The 18,167-nt window shown below is 43.2% G+C and carries 10 protein-coding genes and 1 pseudogene; all 11 read right to left on the reverse strand.

Annotation, left to right across the window (positions count from 1 at the left end; genetic code table 11):
- Positions 1–8 precede the first annotated feature (8 nt).
- The gene (locus U5R06_14035) at positions 9–2,594 is read right to left on the reverse strand and encodes a glycoside hydrolase family 9 protein (GenBank protein MDZ7723887.1); all 2,586 of its coding nucleotides are present in this window, start codon (positions 2,592–2,594) and stop codon (positions 9–11) included.
- Between the two features lie 348 nt (positions 2,595–2,942).
- Positions 2,943–5,348, reverse strand: coding sequence for a glycoside hydrolase family 127 protein (locus tag U5R06_14040; protein MDZ7723888.1), 2,406 nt, complete (start codon positions 5,346–5,348; stop codon positions 2,943–2,945).
- 120 nt (positions 5,349–5,468) lie between these two features.
- On the reverse strand, positions 5,469–7,865 hold the full coding sequence (locus tag U5R06_14045) for an endo-1,4-beta-xylanase (protein MDZ7723889.1): 2,397 nt from the start codon (positions 7,863–7,865) through the stop codon (positions 5,469–5,471).
- A 77-nt stretch (positions 7,866–7,942) separates the two neighbouring features.
- Positions 7,943–8,188 carry a DUF5110 domain-containing protein gene (locus U5R06_14050; GenBank protein MDZ7723890.1) on the reverse strand — a complete coding sequence of 82 codons (246 nt, stop codon included), beginning with the start codon at positions 8,186–8,188 and terminating at the stop codon, positions 7,943–7,945.
- A 6-nt stretch (positions 8,189–8,194) separates the two neighbouring features.
- Positions 8,195–10,782, reverse strand: a pseudogene (gene xyl3A / locus U5R06_14055) (xylan 1,4-beta-xylosidase).
- A gap of 54 nt (positions 10,783–10,836) precedes the next feature.
- Positions 10,837–12,327: a carbohydrate-binding protein gene (locus U5R06_14060; GenBank protein MDZ7723891.1), complete on the reverse strand. Its 1,491-nt coding sequence runs from the start codon at positions 12,325–12,327 to the stop codon at positions 10,837–10,839.
- Complete coding sequence (locus U5R06_14065) at positions 12,242–13,264, reverse strand: alpha-L-fucosidase (GenBank protein ID MDZ7723892.1); 1,023 nt, start codon at positions 13,262–13,264, stop codon at positions 12,242–12,244. The genes U5R06_14060 and U5R06_14065 overlap by 86 nt, the downstream gene beginning before the upstream one ends.
- A gap of 99 nt (positions 13,265–13,363) precedes the next feature.
- Positions 13,364–14,488 carry a family 43 glycosylhydrolase gene (locus U5R06_14070; protein ID MDZ7723893.1) on the reverse strand — a complete coding sequence of 375 codons (1,125 nt, stop codon included), beginning with the start codon at positions 14,486–14,488 and terminating at the stop codon, positions 13,364–13,366.
- 427 nt (positions 14,489–14,915) lie between these two features.
- A complete protein-coding gene (locus U5R06_14075; protein ID MDZ7723894.1) occupies positions 14,916–15,155 on the reverse strand; it encodes a hypothetical protein in 240 nt (79 codons plus the stop codon).
- A gap of 173 nt (positions 15,156–15,328) precedes the next feature.
- Entirely contained in the window at positions 15,329–16,474 is a 1,146-nt protein-coding gene (locus U5R06_14080; GenBank protein MDZ7723895.1) for an alpha/beta hydrolase-fold protein, read from the reverse strand.
- Positions 16,475–16,587: 113 nt separating this feature from the next.
- Positions 16,588–18,153: an alpha-N-arabinofuranosidase gene (locus U5R06_14085; protein ID MDZ7723896.1), complete on the reverse strand. Its 1,566-nt coding sequence runs from the start codon at positions 18,151–18,153 to the stop codon at positions 16,588–16,590.
- Between the last annotated feature and the right edge of the window lie 14 nt (positions 18,154–18,167).

An 18,167-nucleotide genomic window follows, 5' to 3' on the forward strand; every position in this document is an offset into this window, starting at 1 on the left:
AATGCTCACTATTTGTTATTTTTGATCTCATTTACAGCATTCGAAAGAAATATATAATCAGCACAATTATCCAATACACATTCGTTCTGCCCCCACAAAAATGGCCAGTCCTCTTTGTTTTCGAGAAAATCCGGCTGCAGCAGCAAAAGACCGGGGACGACTCCACCCGCAATAAAGGTAAAATCAGCCCTGTTGCTCCCGTACGTCACTTTTTTGGATACAGTGCCAACAGACGAAACAAAGGATAAATTCGAATAGGGATGGCAGCCGAAAATATAATCCAGACCTTTAAAAATATATTGGGGGCCAATAATATCCGGGTAAGCTTGATTTGCAAAATAATTGGTAACAGCCCAATTTATTACCATGCGATTTCCACCCCAGCCTCTAGAAATTATTGGAACACCATAGGGATTTTCTTTTTCGAGTTCATCAATATAATATTTGTATTGAATAACATAATTTTCAAGTCGAGTCTGAAATTCATTATCCATATATGGCAAGGCTTGAAGTGCAGTGGAAATACTTACAGGCAAATTTTTATCTAATGATGGCCAGATCAATTCATCAAAATGCTGTATATATTGCTCTTTCTCTGTTGAAATATATAGCTGAAGCAACGCCGTTAATTTCGCACTATTTCCAAACCATCTGGCCATCCTTGATGTATCAGCTTCTTTGAACAGATTAGACGTTTCTTTCCAAAGATTCTCAGCCATCACCAAACATGTATCGGCCAGAGGTTTGTCAAAACTCTGGAGAGCACGGTTCGAAGCAGCTAAAGCAGCAACAGTAAAACAGTCTGTCCAAGACGTTCGTTCCGTAAAGGCCCATCTGTCATCCAGGGTCCCGCTCGATTTACCATCGGATTCGTAGGGCTCTAATTCCGGATTATAGGGAAGATTATCGGTTTCTGTTGATGCATCGCCAAGATGGTGATACTGGTGCAAATTGGGAACAATAATACCTCTTATCGGAAATCCAATACTTTTAATCTGTGCGACCAAATTCAGGGTCCCGTGTTGAATCTGCTGTAGAATATCCGGTTTGCCATCCGGACGATGAATATCAACATATCGAGTCGCCTGATTAATATAGGTTTGATCACGATCCAGGCCAAAATGTTCCCAGGTATCAACCAGGCTTAAAATAGCACCGCAATGAGATCCTGTTTGAATATCAAAATCGCCGGCATCGAACCATCCGCCTACAGCCAGTCCGGGAATACGCTCCAGGGGCTTGTATTTTGTTCCGGTGGTCGGTCCCATGGAATAACCGTCAAAATGCTGATGATTAACGGGCGCCTGAAGCGCATCATCCAGAAACGGTACACCATGCCATGTACGATAGGCTTCGTTTACCTTCATATGATCCATTTGAACCGGAAACCAAACATCAAGTGTGGGATGCCAAATATCTTGATAGATATTTGTGTGAATGGGAAAAGTATTTGTTTTCTGATCGCCATATTTGATGTAATAAAGTCCCGGTTCTGTTACAGGTGTAAAGTCAATTTTTGCATATTGATACCGCAAAAATTGCCCCCATGCTTTCACATCTGATTTAAATATCTCTATAGATTTTCCTTCCGGTGTAACCTGAACAACAGATGCAGTCACTAACGGCGTATCATTTTCATCTAATTCGATAACAGCCACTTTATCCTGGTCAGGAAGATATCCCACCTGAGAAAATCCAATCATCGGCTCCCGTTTCCAATCGGGAATAGCATTGGGTTCCAGATACCAGGTAATGACTTTACCTGTTTTTTCTGGCGGAATCAAACTGCGAACAATAAACCATCCGTTTTGCCCCAGATTGCGCCCATCAAAAAGCATTAATTCATTTTCATAAGAGCGAACTTTTACAAAACGTTCAGGGTCTTCAGGCGCCAGCACGATGGATTGACCGGCCGCAAGAGGTTGGGGGACAATAAATTCATTCCGGCCTTTGTCATCAAAGGTGGAATGACCGGCAAACTGGAGAATTTTTTCCGATTTTGGTTTAATGGACGTATTGCCTGATGGATATAAAGGAAAAATTCCTGGTTTTCCATCGACCAGGTAAGTTTTTTCAAAATAAGATGCCGGCAGAAACTCGAAATTTAATCCGGCCTGACCTTTTAGTTTTTTCGGAAGCGGTTCATCAAGATAAACACTGATTTCCACACCTTTATCTTTGGCTGATACACGGATCCTTGAATCAAATCCGATTTCTTCATACCGCAGTACGACATCAATGGTGTTGTTTTGTTTATTCACATTGCGGTCAACAACTTTGGGAACCAGGTCCCATTGCTCCGGTGTATGCTGCAGTCTGATTGCGCCGCCTGTGGCCGTTCGGACACCGTGATGAATCAACTCGATGCCGGCGGTTTTCTCGTCAAAAAAGAATCCGTTGTACTGATTGCTAAAGACCAACACATTCACACCCGGAGTTTCAAAATAACCCAGATCATTTACATGCAAGGTTTGAGCCGATATATTGCAGGTCAGAATAAAAAATATAAAAAGAAAAAAAACTGTCGATTGTTTTAATAACAAGGTTTTTGCATTTTGAAAAAAATAACTGCAGTTTTTGTATGGACCGTACATGATCAACTCCTTATGAGGTTATAATTAAAGTTGTAAAATTTTATTTTCAAATAGGTTATATGATATTCTCATTTTCAGTAAAGCTCACTCGTTCGAAAAAGTCATGCCGTCGCTAATTAATTTGGGACATTTAAGCTGACTAAATGCTGAAACCTGAAAATATATAACGATAAATACAAAGCTTTTAAATTTCATAACAATACCAAATTTCTTTTACACGTCGAATAGAATAAGCATATCGGCAAATTTTCATTTCAAGGTATTTATTCACAAAGCAAAATCAAATAATCAAAAATGCTGTCCAAAATAATCATCTCTTATAAAGAATTATAGGAACTATTTCACCAATCAATTTTTTATATGTTCAGATTTAAGCAAACGAATAAAATATACTGCTCCCGCAGTACTTTCCGCAAGCGCTTTAAATTTAACTCGTATATTATTTTTCCCTTCAATCATCCTGTTTGGAATTTTATATTCAACATCCTTAAATACTGATTGATACCATCTGCCTGTATTATCTTCAGTCAACAGTTTCTCATTATCGATAAATATATCAAATCTCCGGTTCCCCCATTCATAACCAAAATAATGAACCCTTAAAGACAAATCTGTTTCTCCATTTGTATTCAAACGATAGCTAAAATACCCGCCAGCTTTGGCATCCCGCCAGAATTCATCCAAGAAAACGCCTGAATTCGAATTTAAACTTTTCATATCATGATCAGTCTCCGGTTGCTGCTGACCCGGCGCGACCGAATCAATTGTACGATTTTCCAATGCAAGCTTGTTTTTTTCCGCTACGGCGATTGAATCAATACGTGTTTCGTATTGATTTGGTGTCAATGCCATCCAGTACATCATATATCTTGCATCATGAATATTATAAAAAGGTTCCAGCACAAAATTTTGAGGATTTACCATTTTTAGATTTGAAATTTTAAATTGCAGGGGTTTATCCTCAATCGGTGTCAATTTATCGGTAATCCTGGAAAGATCATCCGCAATGAGTATCGGCGCTTTATCAACAGGCAGCCGTTTTCCGGCTGGAATTTGTCCCCACCTGCTGTCATCAGCCACCAAACCGGCCAAATCCTCTTTACCGGTTTGGGCACACAGCAGAATCGGACCATGCAAAAATGCTATATAGTCAGGGACATTGGGCAACTGTTCAACTGAATGATGCATGGGTAAAATAATCTGTACATTATCGCCGGTTCTCCATAACCGTTCAATCGCAAAATAAAAAGACGGACGGGATTTAATCGGTATCGATTTGCCGTTAACCCTAATTTTTAATTCCCCGTCTTTTACCCAGGAAGGATAGCGAATCATCAATGCAACTCGAGCAGAGCCTCCTGTAACTGTTAATTTGGTTTTCGCTTGATCAGGAAAATTGGTTTCCTGTTTTATTTTAATACCTTTTTCTTTCCAATTTAATTCGGAAGCGATAAAGAGATTTACATAAATAGAATCTTTATGGCGTGTATAGATCATTTCATTGTATTTGCCATGATTTTCCATACCTGTACCCACACAACACCACATCGCCTCGTTTGGAGATGAGTAAACTCTATAATGACGCGGACGTGCCGGAGTAAAGTACACATGACCACCATGTGCGGGATGTTGTATTGACAGAATATGATTGTACAAAGTTCTCTCATAATAATCCATGTACCTGACTGTAGGGTTAAACCTGAATAAATGTTCGGTTAACTTGAGCATATTATATGAATTGCAGGATTCAGGGCCTTCGACATCGTTAATAAAATCACCGCATGCTTTCACACTTGGGAAATGCTCTTTTCTACTGTTCCCGCCAAATACCAGACTTCGATTTTGGGTTACAGTGTGCCAAAAGTAGCTGCTTGCCTTTGCATAGTCTTTATCGTTGGCAAGTTCTGCTATTCGTTGAAAGCCCACAACTTTGGGAATCTGGGTGTTCGCATGTTTGTTATCGAGATTATCATTGCCCACTGACATGGGTTTTAGCAACGCCTTGTGAGAAAATCGTTTAGCGGCAGTTAGATACTTTTTATCACCTGTCAGTTGATAGGCATCAGCAAACATTTCGTTGATACCGCCGTGTTCCGAGTCAAGCATGGTTTGCATTTGGGCGTCTGTCAATTCAAGTGTGAGATGAATTCCCCAGTCACAAAATTTCAGGAAAATAGTTTTAGCTTCTTCGTTCCCGGCATATAGCCATGCATCTCTCAAGCCGGCATACATTTTATGTATATTGTACCATGGCGCCCATGATCGCCGGTACGTGCCAAAATCTCCATTTTTTACAGAATTCCATATCGCTTCACTATTCGGCATCCCGCCTGCATATCCAATTCCCCAATCAGGATAAACGATTGCGTTTGCGTCCTGGCAGGCTTTAATTTCCGATATCATATATCTCATTCTTTTTCTACATTCGGAATTCCCGGTAGCCGCGTAATTCATCGCCATTGCCGACAAATAATGCCCGCCAACATGTCCATCTAATCCCGCCCAGTTCGGATAACCTGGCGCTTTTGGTTCCAGTCCCGCCTCTTTTCTATAGGGCGCTAACAGTCTGTCAATATCATATTCTAAAAGCACTTTAATGTTGAGATCACGAGCATGTTTAAACGGTCCCTCCAACAATTTCACATCACCGACGGGAAAGGTCTCGGGATATAGTCTATCCTGCGCTTGAAGAATGAACGGCAATCCCGGACATAGAAAAAAAAGGATCCATAGTTCCGGCTTTATATTTTTCATAAAAGTACCTGTCAATTGATGATTCAAACGCGCTCGGCAAAATAGTTTGCAGTCACGTTGATTAACGATGACCATAGAAATAAAGTTTTTTAAAAAAGAACATCCTCTGGTCATATAATCCTATTTGATATACAGCATTTTTTGTGTCCGAACCTGATCACCGGACACCAATCTGCAAAAATAGGTACCGCTTGCAGCCTGGCCCTGATCGACGTTCCAGGTAATCGTGTAAACACCTGCGGTTAAATCCTTATTGACCAATGTTGCCACTTTTCTGCCGAGAACATCATAAACAACAAGACATGTTTTCGCAGGTTCTGGGATACTGAATTCTATAGTCGTATTCGGATTAAACGGATTGGGATAATTTTGTTTTAGTTTAAAAACAGGTATTATCGTCTTTTCGTACTTTTCCACTCCGGATACATAATCTTGAATATATTGAGCCAGCCATTCCATAGCGGGTCTCCAGGCGCCGTCATAATGCACCAAGTAACAGGTGGGCTGCCACATCTGATTTTCAATATATCCCCAGAGAGTGATTCCTTTTACCGACGGATGTTCCCACAATACCGGAAAGATTCTTTTATACAGGGTCAATTGCTGATCATCATCAGGCGTCCCGGCGTCATTTAAATTGCCCAGATCCAATTCAGATATATAAATGGGCAAACCGGTTGCTGCCAATCGATCCAGATTGTGCTTTAACGTTGTGGTGCTGGCATATTCCAGTTCAAAACGATGCCCTTGTACACCAATACCGTCTATGAGCCCTCTATCCCTGAGCAGATTAATAATTTCCAGATATGATGTGGTAGCTGAATGATTATTAATAATGTGGTAATCATTTATCAATAATTGAGCATTGGGCAGATATGTTCTCGCCAATTCGAAAGCTTTTATGACCCAGTCCCAGCCTGTTTCACCTTTCCCCCCCAACGCAGCCAGATAATTTCCGTTTGACTCGCCTGAAGGCGGATCGTGTAAAGGTTCATTGACCACATCGACCATATCCATATCCGGATACCGTTCCCCGACCATCCTAAACCAGGCTTTGATGTAAATGAGTTGCTGATCCGGATCAAGACTTTCAATCCAATTTGGCTGCTGGTTGCCCCAAATCAGGCAATGGTCTTTGAAAATCAAATCATTAGATTTTGCATAATCATACAGATCATCCAGTCCACTCCAATTCCAATTATTGGTATCGCTGCTCGTCGCTACAGACCCCCATTTCCCCTCATTCCCGGGAGTCAACTGATTCCAGTAATCGGCAAAATTGTTATTGCCCAGACCTTTGACATTACCCAAAAATTTTGACGCGCCTTCCGCCAAAGGCGGTCCCCGATAGAATTTACTTGAATCCTGCTCCGGCGGGGTGACCGAACCCGGCAGTCCCTCATCAAGATATTCAACTGTATAGTACAAGTCAGATCTGCCGAATGCAAACTTGTCAAACCACAACCCGTCTTCACGACTGCCGATTTGAAATGTTTTTAAAAGGCTGCCGCTGCTGACATAAAATGTCTCCTGCGGCAGTTCGCCCGGAAAAAAATTTTTGGTCAGGTTTACCCACTTCCAGATTTCCGAACCGGCCACACCCGGCCCGTTTACAATATCCGTGGCATGGGCAAATCCCACATCGGCAAGCCCGTTAAGAAAGACCCAGTCCGCACGCGCCGTATCGTTTTTATCGCCGAATCCGTGTGCAGCAAAAAAGCTGTCGTCATCCCATTCGTTGGGACCCACGCGTAACCGGGCAAATAAATTGTAATGTCCCGAGTCCTCAAAGGTTACCTGGTAGGTTATCATACTGCTGGTGTCTTCCGGACTGGTTTGACCCAAATAATCGCTTGTCGTGGTCACATAGGTTATGGTATCGCTCTGTTGAACTGAAAAACTGCTGCCGATGATACCGGATTCTGCTTCAACCACAACAGGCGTTTTACCAAAATTAACATCCGTGATCTGCAGATTATCCAGATAAATGGCATTTCCTGCATTTGCTGCATAACTGAAATGAATAGGCGCCCGGATATAGGTTTGATTGTCACTGACTGTAAACTGCATGGTAAATTTCTTCCATTGGGTGGTAAGCGTTGCGGGGCGAATGACATTGTATTCCGAATAGGAATAATTGCCTACCGTAAAATTCACCTGCGCGCCGGCTTTTTCAGCTTTTGCCCATACCGAGTAATTATAAGTTGCGCCCTGAGTGACCGGAATACTATCGGCAACAACCTGGATATCCCATTGATTACTACCCAGACCGTTCACGGTCGTTTTCAAGGCGTGATTTCCTTCTGCAACCGGTTCGTTCACAATCTCGAAAACAGGCGGAGTTATATCGTCTCCGAAAATCATTAACCATCCTGGTGTACCGGTTTCAGTCATGCCACCGACATCCGAATTTTCAAAACCACCATTGGTCACAAGTTGAGCCGATACCGGGCCCGATATAAAAATAAGAATGGAAAAAATCAGAGCAATTGCCAATCGATTGCAGCCATGATACATGGGAGACTCCTGTTTGAGTTTATGAGATAGTTTTGATGTTCAGATTTATCTTTTTTGCATTTGTATTTTAATCTGTGCTATTTGAGATTTGATTTCATTTCCTCACCTGAATACAGGATCGTTTTACCGACTGATGTTGCCATACCGGCGCCTTTGTTTTTGTTGACCACTACAATATTAAACATACGCTCATCCAGCATGCCGGGAAAGGACCCTTTTCTTTTATAAATGGTCAATACGTTTTTTGAATCATTCCAGTTGAAGGTTATCGTAGAATAAGCGCCTTTTTCGTAATTATAATTATCGTATCTCTGATCAAACATATCATTTTATTGAATCGTTATTGTGGTTATCTTTAAATCGTTATCAGCTGAACTATGACCATAATACACCATGTACTTTCCCGGGTTGACCGCCATTTTAAGCTGATTCCAGTCGTAAAATTCAAAAGAACAAGGCGGCAGGTCTATCGTTACTTGCCGTGTTTTGCCGGCTTTAACAAATACTCGCTGGAACCCCCTCAGAGTTTTCAGAGGACCGTCGGGATCATTCTCTTTTCGTACATAAATTTGTACAATCTCGGTACCGTCACGGTGGCCGCAATTCGTTACGGGAATTGTCAATCGAATGGTTTCATCAGCGGTGATCGACGTTTTGTTTGAACAAGCAGCACCAATTTCAAATCGGGTATAGCATAGTCCGTATCCAAACGGAAAAAGTGCATTGTCCATATAACGATAAGTCCGTCCTTGCATTGAATAATCTTCAAAACCAGGGAGCTGCTCTGAATTTTTATAAAATGTGACGGGCAGTTTTCCCGATGGATTGTAATCGCCAAAAAGCACATCGGCCACAGCTTGTCCGCCCGATTCACCGGCGTACCAGGCCTGAAGAATGGCGTCACAGGTTTCAGTTTCGGGTTTAAGTGCGACGGCTGAACCGGAACAATTTACGAAAACAACTTTTTTACCCGCCTGTTTGAGTGCTTTTAAACAATTGCGTTGCACAGGCGGGAGTTCGATATGGGTGCGGTCGCCCCCTTTGAATCCAGGATAGGAAACCGGCATTTCTTCACCCTCGAGCTGCCCGGAGAGGCCGCCTGCAAACACCACCAAATTGATACCCTCAAGTTTTTTTAAAAGATGAGTGTAATCTACATCTACTTCTTTACCAAAATTAAATTCGAGGTTTGCCTGCCAATTGTGCATCTGGGCGTAACGGATTTCGATCTTGTATGTTTTCCCGGCTTTGACCTCGAATGGATGTCGTGACGGCAGTGTCCGCCAATTGTCATATTTTGTCAAGGATTCGCCATTTACCAGCAATTCAAAGTGTCCTGTCGCTCCGCCTTTAAATACAATTTCTTCATCTTTTTCGGGTACAAATTCGGTTTCGTATTTGGCCGAGAACCCTTCGAGCTTAACCCCCGGCGCAAATTCGTGTTGCCCAGCCGTGGTTAATTGAATTGGATTTACAATTTGCTGCGTGGTAACAATGTCACCGGTGAGTTCAGGGTTGTTCCAGTAGGTCGCCTTGAAGCCTTTTCGGCCTTTGAACGAACACTGATCAAAATAGCTTTGCGTCACTTTGTCCTCAACCAGATCACAGCCTTTATCATATAGAATCTTGTCGGATGCAAGCTTTGAGGAAATCCCGTCGAGAATGCTAATCGTCCGTATCGGTGTGCCGTTGTAATTTCCCCACAACATGGGTTCATCATCGGCATTGGGTCCGATCACAGCCAGCTTTTCGATCGATTTCTGTAGAGGGAGAATCTCGTTTTTATTCTGCAGAAGCGTCATCGATTCCCGGGCCATCGTCAGGGCAAGGTTCCGGTGCTCCTCGTTATTCACCACCGACATGGGAATGTGGGCCCAGGGCACAATCGAATCGTCGTCCATTTCCCCCAGATCAAATCGTCCGGTCAACACCCGCATCAAACTTTTATCTATTTTTTCTTCTTTGATCAGATCTCTTTTAACCGCTTCTGATAAGGTTTTAAAAGGATAATTTTCCCAAACGCATTCGATATCCGTTCCGGCAAGAACAGCCTTGGACGCGGCATGGACCGCATCGGATGACACATGATGACTGTTGAAAAAGTCGGTAATGGCGCCGCAGTCGGAAACAACAAGGTACTCATATCCCCACTCATCACGCAGAATACGTTGCAGCAGCCGTGTATTGCCACAACAGGGATCGTCATCCAGACGCTGATAGGCGCACATCACCTGGCGGACATCGGCCTGTTGTACCAGAGCTTTAAAGGCCGGCAGATAGGTTTCATATAAATCGCGAGGATTAATAGTATTGAGATTAATTTCATGCCGACTCCATTCGGGCCCGGAATGAACCGCATAATGCTTGGCGCAGGCCAATAATTTTCTGTATTTTGCATCCTGGGACCTTGCAGACCTTTGACAACCGAAACGCCCATTCGCGACATCAAGTAGGGATCTTCGCCGTATGTCTCCTGGCCGCGTCCCCAGCGGGGATCACGAAAAATATTAATATTGGGCGTCCACACCGAAAGACTCAGAAAGCGGCGATTTTCCAATCCCTTGCGTCGGGATTCATTGTACTTGGCTCGGATTTCATCGGAAACCGCATCGAAAATACGATAAACCAGTTCATCATCGAATGAGGCCGCCATACCAATAGGCTCTGGAAATACCGTAACACTGTCATTATTGGCGAGACCGTGCAGAGCCTCACTCCACCAATTGAACGTCTTGATGCCCAAACGCGGAATGGCATCCGACTGGTCACACATTAAAGAAACCTTTTCGTCAAGCGTTAAGCGCGAAATCAAATCTCTGGCCCGCTCTTTGGAATCCAGGTTGGGGTCCTGAAAAGGATATTGCTGTTGTCCCCATAGACTCGTGATTAAAAACAAAATCGTTATTACTTTTCTCATATGATAAAATTTCCTATAATAATGAACAGTTAATTTTACAGCTCAATATGTGTTTTATTCTTTTACCTCTTTAAAAATCATTTTGTCAAGATTAAAGTAATCGCCATCAACGACCAGTTTCAATACATGCTGACCAGCATCCAGCTTTACGGTCTTTTTTACTGGTTTCCAATTTTGATAACCGGCAGTATTCGGGATTGAAATAATCCCCGTTTTGTTTACCCCATCACATTCAAGATGCAGCTTTCCACTTTCGGAAGCGGACGCGATATAGAACGAAATCCGATATGTCGCGGTTTGATTCACAGTAACTGTATAGGCCAGCCATTCTCCGGCACGAGTCCAGCCCAACGCATAGCCGCCTGCAGAGCAATTATCAATATCCACACCTTCATGATAACGATATTGTCCGCCTTCATTTATCTCATCGGTATCGTAATACGCATCGCCGGAACAGCCGGTATCGTAATCTTCAGCTTCAATGGTTCCCGGAATAGTATGTGGTTTGAAAGCTTTTTGCTCAATTTCGCAGACTTCTAACAGCTTCCATCCGAAAGAGAAACCATCCTCGGAATTGACCAACTCGACTCTTTCACCTTCGGTCAAGTCATTATTTATCGCTAGTACATACGAAGGAAATTGTTTGTAAAAGATGGCAAGTAATCCATTATACGAATGTTCGATTTTCCATAATTGACTGTCTTTGTCGGAAACATCTGAAATAAATAGTTCATGACTGGATGATCCGGAAACACGACACGCCAATACTTTTTCATGGTTCTGACGGTTCAGAATTCTATAAAATCCTTTTCCCAATGCTTCCAATTTCCATTGGTTGGCATGATCTTTTCTTTTACCTGCCAGTCTCAAATCCGAACCAAGAATCAAACGACCTGTATTTTCACCTGGAACAATATAATAATGCGGAGTACAATTGACATCTGCATAAAGGTCAATAGGCGGAATCGTGCGGTCAAAGCTGAGTTTCAAAACATAGGCCGGTTCTTTAAAAGGGCGTTCGGGCAATCTAACCTCCAACCCTTCCGTATTCTGATTATAATCTAATGTTAGGTATTTTCCAGCTTTGCCATTGATGAGTTCGACCGAATTCAGGTTCTTAATGTCAATTCTGTCAGAAGATAATGATTTAAGTATAACATTTTTTTGATCTCGTTCCCAGCCAAGCAGAATGGCGTAAAGTGTCGTATTATCTTTGGACCGTGTATAGCGAACATCTTGTGCACTCCCTTCCGCCGGAGCGGTAAATACACCGTGACCCGACCCCATTTTTGTCGGACCTTCTCCATATTTTTGCCACGCCCGTGTGCTATACACCGCTTCGCCGTATTTTTTAAGCCATGAACCCATTGCAAGCAAAAGGTCTTTTTGTTCCTGGGGGATTGTCCCATCTGCTTTGGGTGATATATTCAACAGTAAATTGCCGTTTTTGCTTATTCTGTCAATAAAACCATGAAGCACTTGTTTTTTCGGAATAATATCCAATCCCCTCGGTGTAGCACCAGCTTGAGGAACTGATCGCATCATCGGTAAGCCAGTAATTTTCAGTTATATCGACGGGTCCGCCGCGTTCATAATCGAGAACAGCGCAATCGGGATTCAGACCATCCTTGTAGGTAGCCACCACATTTTTATTCCATTCGGCTGACTGATTGTAATAGTAAGATAAGAACTGGAGAAGAACAGATTGAGAGATCACATGCAGATTAAAATCCTGCCAGATAATATCGGGTTTATATTGACTTATTATTTCCTTATGTTTACTCAGCCACATGGCTTCATTCGCCTCTTTTCCCTGCTGTCCGTAAAGCTTTTGGAGTTTTGGATCGTCTGTTTGCGGTACCGCTTGATAAAATCCGGTAATGTTGTACGCATGGTGCATGGAGAGGATAACCCTCATATCTTGCTTGCGGATGGCATCCGTCAATAAACCAACCAGATCCAGTTTCGGTCCCATGTCCTTGGCGTTCCATGGATTCACCTCGCTGGCCCACATGGAAAACCCGTCGTGGTGCTCAGCCACCGGACCGGCAAATTTTGCTCCGGCATCCGCAAAGAGCTGAGCCCATTCGTCAGGATCGAATGATCCGCCGTTTGATTTGAGCCTGGGCGAGAACTGAACAAAATTTCCCTGCTTGTCCTTGTCACCGGTAATAAAGTGATCGTATGGCCACTGAGAAACATCGCCATAAACTTTTGTGTGGTGTTTGTTTTCCGCTGATCCTTTTATATACATATTCCGGGGATACCATTCGTTGGCATAGGCAGGAACAGAATAAACACCCCAATGGAAATAGATACCGAACTTGGCGTCCTTGAACCATTCCGGAACAGGATTGGCTTTCTCAAGAGATTCAAACGTGGGCTCATAAACATATTTTTGGGGTTGAGACAAGATTTCAGAATATCCTGCTTTAACGATCACAATAAATGCAAACACGAGAAAAAAAATATAACTTTTCAAAAGTAGTTACTCCTAATTTCTAATTGATATGGACAAGCCATTTTTCATGCTACAATTACAGAATATTTAGGATATAGAAAATTTTGTCTGCTCATATCTTTAATATTCAACAATTTGTTCTGTCCATCTGGGGCCGTCGATATAAAGTCTGCCATTTTTATAGTACACCGGTTCATATCCCATTTGAGGGGTTAATTCCCATGATTTAAAGGTTTGACTGTACGGATAAGGCCGTTTTTCATACATCATGTAATGACAGGAACTCCAAATTTGGCCATCCGGTCCTTCGAACAAGGCATTATGCCCGGTTTCACAATAAGGGTCTTCCGTGTCCTCAAACTTTAAATGATCATATCCCCCACTCATGGCCAATTCACGACGATATCCTTTTTTTCGGGTGCCAAAGATCGGTTCCCGTGATACCAGTTCCCAGGGACCAAGCGGTTTTTTGGATTTCAGCAAGCCCACCTCATATCCTCGGGTCCAGGTTGAAAAGAACATAAAGTAGGTATCATCGCGTTTTATGACAAAAGGCCCTTCTATTCCTCCCATCATCCACTCGGGATAACCGGGTTCACGTTTGTCAAGAAACTTATCAATAGGCGTTGTCAGTGTTCCGGTTTTTAAATCTATTTTTGCCTGAAAAAGACCATTACCGCTGCAATAAAAATAAACCTGTCCATCGTCGTCTTTAAAAAGGGTCGCGTCGTTATTGTATTGACCCGTCAACGGTCCGTTTACCAGTATATAAGGACCGGTGACCTCATCGGACGAAAAAAGCCAAACACTGTGCGCACTCATGCCTTTGGGGTCTTGTTCGGTGACTTTGCCGCTATTGATCGTCAGCCAATATTTGTTTTGTATATAGTGAATCTCAGGGGCCCAGAAACGACCGTTGTAAGGACAATCTTCCGGTAGTTTACCCGCATCGATCAACCAGGAATGGTGCTCCCAGTGTAACAAATCATCAGAAACCAACAGCCGTACTCCCGGATTGGGTCCAGTCCAAACAGGCCTGGATGTTCCCGTGCAATACCACTTTTCTCCTACTTTAATAATACAATAATCGCGCATTGAGATGGATGTGTTCCTGGTAATTGGATTTGTATATCGGAAAGTATGTGTCGTATGATCCTCTGACAATGTTCCAGTATTTGAGTTGACCTGTGCAAAACAGGCAGAGGCCATCAAGATTGATAAAAATAACCATAATTTATAATACATGACAATTAATTCTCCACAATATGTGACGGTTTAACATATGGACGTGCATGCTGAGCCGGGCTTGCTGATAGGCACCGTCATTAATGATCATTTTAGAGTACAACTTTCAGGTTCATCTGTCGAATATTTAAAACAATAAAACATAAACTCGGCTCATTATATACTCTTATTATTATCCAATGGAATAAAAAAATCGGCACTTTGGCAGGATAATATCCGGCGGATGAGCCGAAAACGGAAAATTACAGCAATCCCGATGGAATATGCTTTGGCCAATCCGTCAAAGTCAGTCTGACAAAACGACACCTTACCGGAGTTATGTCCTCAAAAATCATATGACACAGAACGGTATTTTTTATTTGATCAAGCGCCGTCCTGTACGTCTCACCGTCTGTGAACATATCGTTCTTGTATTGATAAACAAAATTCAAAGATTCATCACCTGAGACCGCCACCCTCTCCGGCGTCCGCCGTTGGACATCAGACGGACACCATCGACGGTGAACAACTGCGCCACATCAAAACGTGTATCCGGTGAAAGCTCAATCGTCAAAACCGGTTGAAAATCTGCCGGGGCGGGTTGCCACCAGGTACCGCTGGGGTTGTCCACGGCATAGGCCGTGTCACGCCCCGGCTGATGAGAGGAGGATGATGAGAGAGCGTTCATTTTTTTGATCGTCACCGATATCGAACCGCTGTTGCCTCGCTCAGGATCGCAGACCGCTCCCGGAGCCCATTGCGGCGTTTCGATAACCTCGATCTCTATATATTTCCGTTCTGATCAAAGATAAAACGATTCATTCACATAGATTAAATGACTGATAAATAAAAGTCATAAACTTAATCCTGAAACAAAAGCGGCGCCAATTCGTTCAGACTGCGCCGCCAGCTTTGCCATTCATGAGCCGTATTCGGAGATACATAGAAATGCGCATTAATACCTGCGTCCTTGATCGCTTTGGTATTTTCCCGGGGATCGCCTCCCCAGCCGCGTCCGCGGTCCAGTTCACGGCTGCCATAGCTGACAAATACGAGTTTGACTTTTTCTTTAAAATCCGGCGTATTTTCGACATCCTCCGGACTGATACTTCCGCCACTGAACAGACCGATATGGGAGAAAAGATCGAGATTTTTCAAAGTGATTAATCGGGTTTCAAAGCCGCCCATCGAAAGACCAGCCATAGCGCGATGGGACTGATCGGCAAGCGTGCGGAAATTCGAATCAATATACGGTATCAACTCGTCGATGAGAACCGTTTGAAACGGTTTGATATCGAAATTTCGCAAACCACCCATCTTGACTTCATTCGTCATGCCATAGGCCATGACAATGATAAAAGGATTGGCCTTGTCCTCCGCGATCAAGTTATCCATAATGAGATTAACTTTGCCCTGATTGGGCCAGCTGGTTTCATTCTCACCCCAGCCGTGCTGCAGGTACAATACCGGATATCGTTTGGTCAGATCCTGGTCATAACCAGGCGGGGTGTAGACAAAAGCTCGGCGTACAGTATCGGTGCTTTCCGAGTAAAAAAGAATCTTTCGAATTTGACCGTGCGGCACATTCTTGAGGGCGTAAAATTCCTGATCATGGGCCGGAATTTCAATGCCGCTGCCCCAGCGCATGGCGCCATAAAAGTACAAGCTGTTGGGATCGGGAACCGCGGCCCCGTCAATCCAAAGCTGATAGTAGTGAAACCCTTCGTCCTGCGGATTCGAGTCCCCGATCCAGACGCCATTTTCATCCTGAGTCAGGTCGTATTTGACAGCACTGATATCCAATTGAACTCGCCTGGCTTCCGGCGCCAAAATTCTGGCACGCACCCGGCCTTCAGAATTAACTTTGGGAAATTCCTTACCCGGCTGATTGGTAGAGGCAGGTTTAAAGTCTTCGACCGCGCCGGAATCAGCAGCATTCATTGGAACAGGACAAATTCCGTAGGTTATGAAAATCGCCAATAGTAGAAAAACATAAAAATTCTTCATGTGTGGGTCTCCCTTGATGGTTTGATCTGAAAACGCTTGATGCAAAAATAAATCACATTCATCTCGCTGTAAGCTCGGGGATAATCAGATCAATTTTGACTCTAATTCGAAAGTTAGTTCTTTAGCGCAATGGTCACAACGGACTTTGCCGGCAAGTCAACTTTAAGTACATTATTTTGCACGCTAAAAGACGAGAACTCCTGAATATTCACTTTTTCGGGTTTTCCAAAATCATTATAATCATTTTTATTCGGCGCCGCGATAATCTCACCGGCGAAATCGGACCATTGATTCGAACCTCGCAAATCAATCTCTATGCTTCTGTCATTGTGCAGATCTATGTTGCAAAGAGATATGTGGATAACTCCGTTTTGATCTTTGGAAGCGGAGGCGCTTATGCTCGGCAAGGACATACCGTCGTATGAATAATCTTTGCAAACCACATCAATCGGTAAAAGCGTGGCATCATGATGCACTTTGTACATTTTGAAAACGTAAAAAGTCGGAGTTTTTACGATCTGTTCCTCTTTGGTGAGCAGCATGGCCTGCAGAACATTGATCATCTGGGCAATATTTGCCATCTTGATCCGTCTGGCGTGGTTGTTATAAATATTAAGATAAAGAGCGGCGGTTACAGCATCGCGCAGCGTGTTCTGTTGATACAAAAAGCCCGGATTCGTTCCCGGCTCAACATCGAACCAGTTTCCCCATTCATCTGCCATGATGCCGATTTTATTTTCCGGATCATATTCATCCATTAATGCAATGTGTTTTTCAAGACGCTCTTCCATGATCAACGTATTTTTCATGGTATAGAACCAGTCGTTTTCATCGAACTGTGTGGCGGAACTTTTGTCATCCCAGCCATGACAAAACGTATAGTAATGAAAAGAGTATCCCTGAATTAAATTTGTATAATTTTGTGTCTTTTTTAGAATGGTTTCCGTCCATTCAAAATCCGGATCTGTTCCGCCGCTGGCGACCCGAAACGGACGCCCGGAACGCATATATGTGGAAAATCTTTTATACAAATCCGCATAATAATCCGGAGTCATATGGCCGCCGCAGCCCCAGCTCTCATTACCGACTGCCCAGTATTTCACATTCCAGGGCTCTGCTCTTCCGTTTTGCTTTCGCAATTCCGTCATTGGACTTTTTGCATCGGAATTTACATATTCCACCCAATCCGCGGCTTCCTGAACCGTCCCGCTGCCCACATTCACACAAATGAACGGCTCGGCACCGATCAGTTCGCAAAAATCCAAAAATTCGTGCGTTCCAAAACTGTTATCCTCGGTTACACCACCCCAATGCGTATTCACGATGGAAGGTCGTTCCTCCTTTGGCCCGATACCGTCTTTCCAGTGATATGTGTCCGCAAAACATCCGCCTGGCCACCGCACAACGCTGGGACCAATTTCCTTAAGCGCTTCTACAACATCATTCCTAATACCGCGTGTATTTGGAATATCAGAATCTTCCCCAACATAAATCCCACCATAAATACATCGACCCAAATGTTCGGCAAAATGACCATAAATAAATTTGCTGATAGTTTCTTTACCAAGATCAGCATTCACAACAATCCGATTTGTTTTTTTATTTTGGCTATCCTCAGCATTCAGTAAACCTGTAGCCAATGCGAATACTACCAAAAACAAACACTTGATAAATTTCATTTTCTTCTCCTGGT

This window comes from candidate division KSB1 bacterium (assembly GCA_034521575.1).
In the GTDB taxonomy this organism is placed as follows: Bacteria; Zhuqueibacterota; Zhuqueibacteria; order Residuimicrobiales; family Krinioviventaceae; genus JAXHMJ01.

Excerpts from the sequence above, each read along its gene's own strand:
- U5R06_14085 (MDZ7723896.1), bottom strand. The coding sequence starts at position 18,153 with ATGAAATTTATCAAGTGTTTGTTTTTGGTAGTATTCGCATTGGCTACA.
- U5R06_14070 (MDZ7723893.1), bottom strand. The coding sequence starts at position 14,488 with ATGTATTATAAATTATGGTTATTTTTATCAATCTTGATGGCCTCTGCC.
- U5R06_14045 (MDZ7723889.1), bottom strand. The coding sequence starts at position 7,865 with ATGTATCATGGCTGCAATCGATTGGCAATTGCTCTGATTTTTTCCATT.
- U5R06_14040 (MDZ7723888.1), bottom strand. The coding sequence starts at position 5,348 with ATGAAAAATATAAAGCCGGAACTATGGATCCTTTTTTTTCTATGTCCG.
- U5R06_14050 (MDZ7723890.1), bottom strand. The coding sequence starts at position 8,188 with ATGTTTGATCAGAGATACGATAATTATAATTACGAAAAAGGCGCTTAT.
- U5R06_14080 (MDZ7723895.1), bottom strand. The coding sequence starts at position 16,474 with ATGAAGAATTTTTATGTTTTTCTACTATTGGCGATTTTCATAACCTAC.
- U5R06_14035 (MDZ7723887.1), bottom strand. The coding sequence starts at position 2,594 with ATGTACGGTCCATACAAAAACTGCAGTTATTTTTTTCAAAATGCAAAA.
- U5R06_14075 (MDZ7723894.1), bottom strand. The coding sequence starts at position 15,155 with ATGAACGCTCTCTCATCATCCTCCTCTCATCAGCCGGGGCGTGACACG.
- U5R06_14060 (MDZ7723891.1), bottom strand. The coding sequence starts at position 12,327 with ATGATGCGATCAGTTCCTCAAGCTGGTGCTACACCGAGGGGATTGGAT.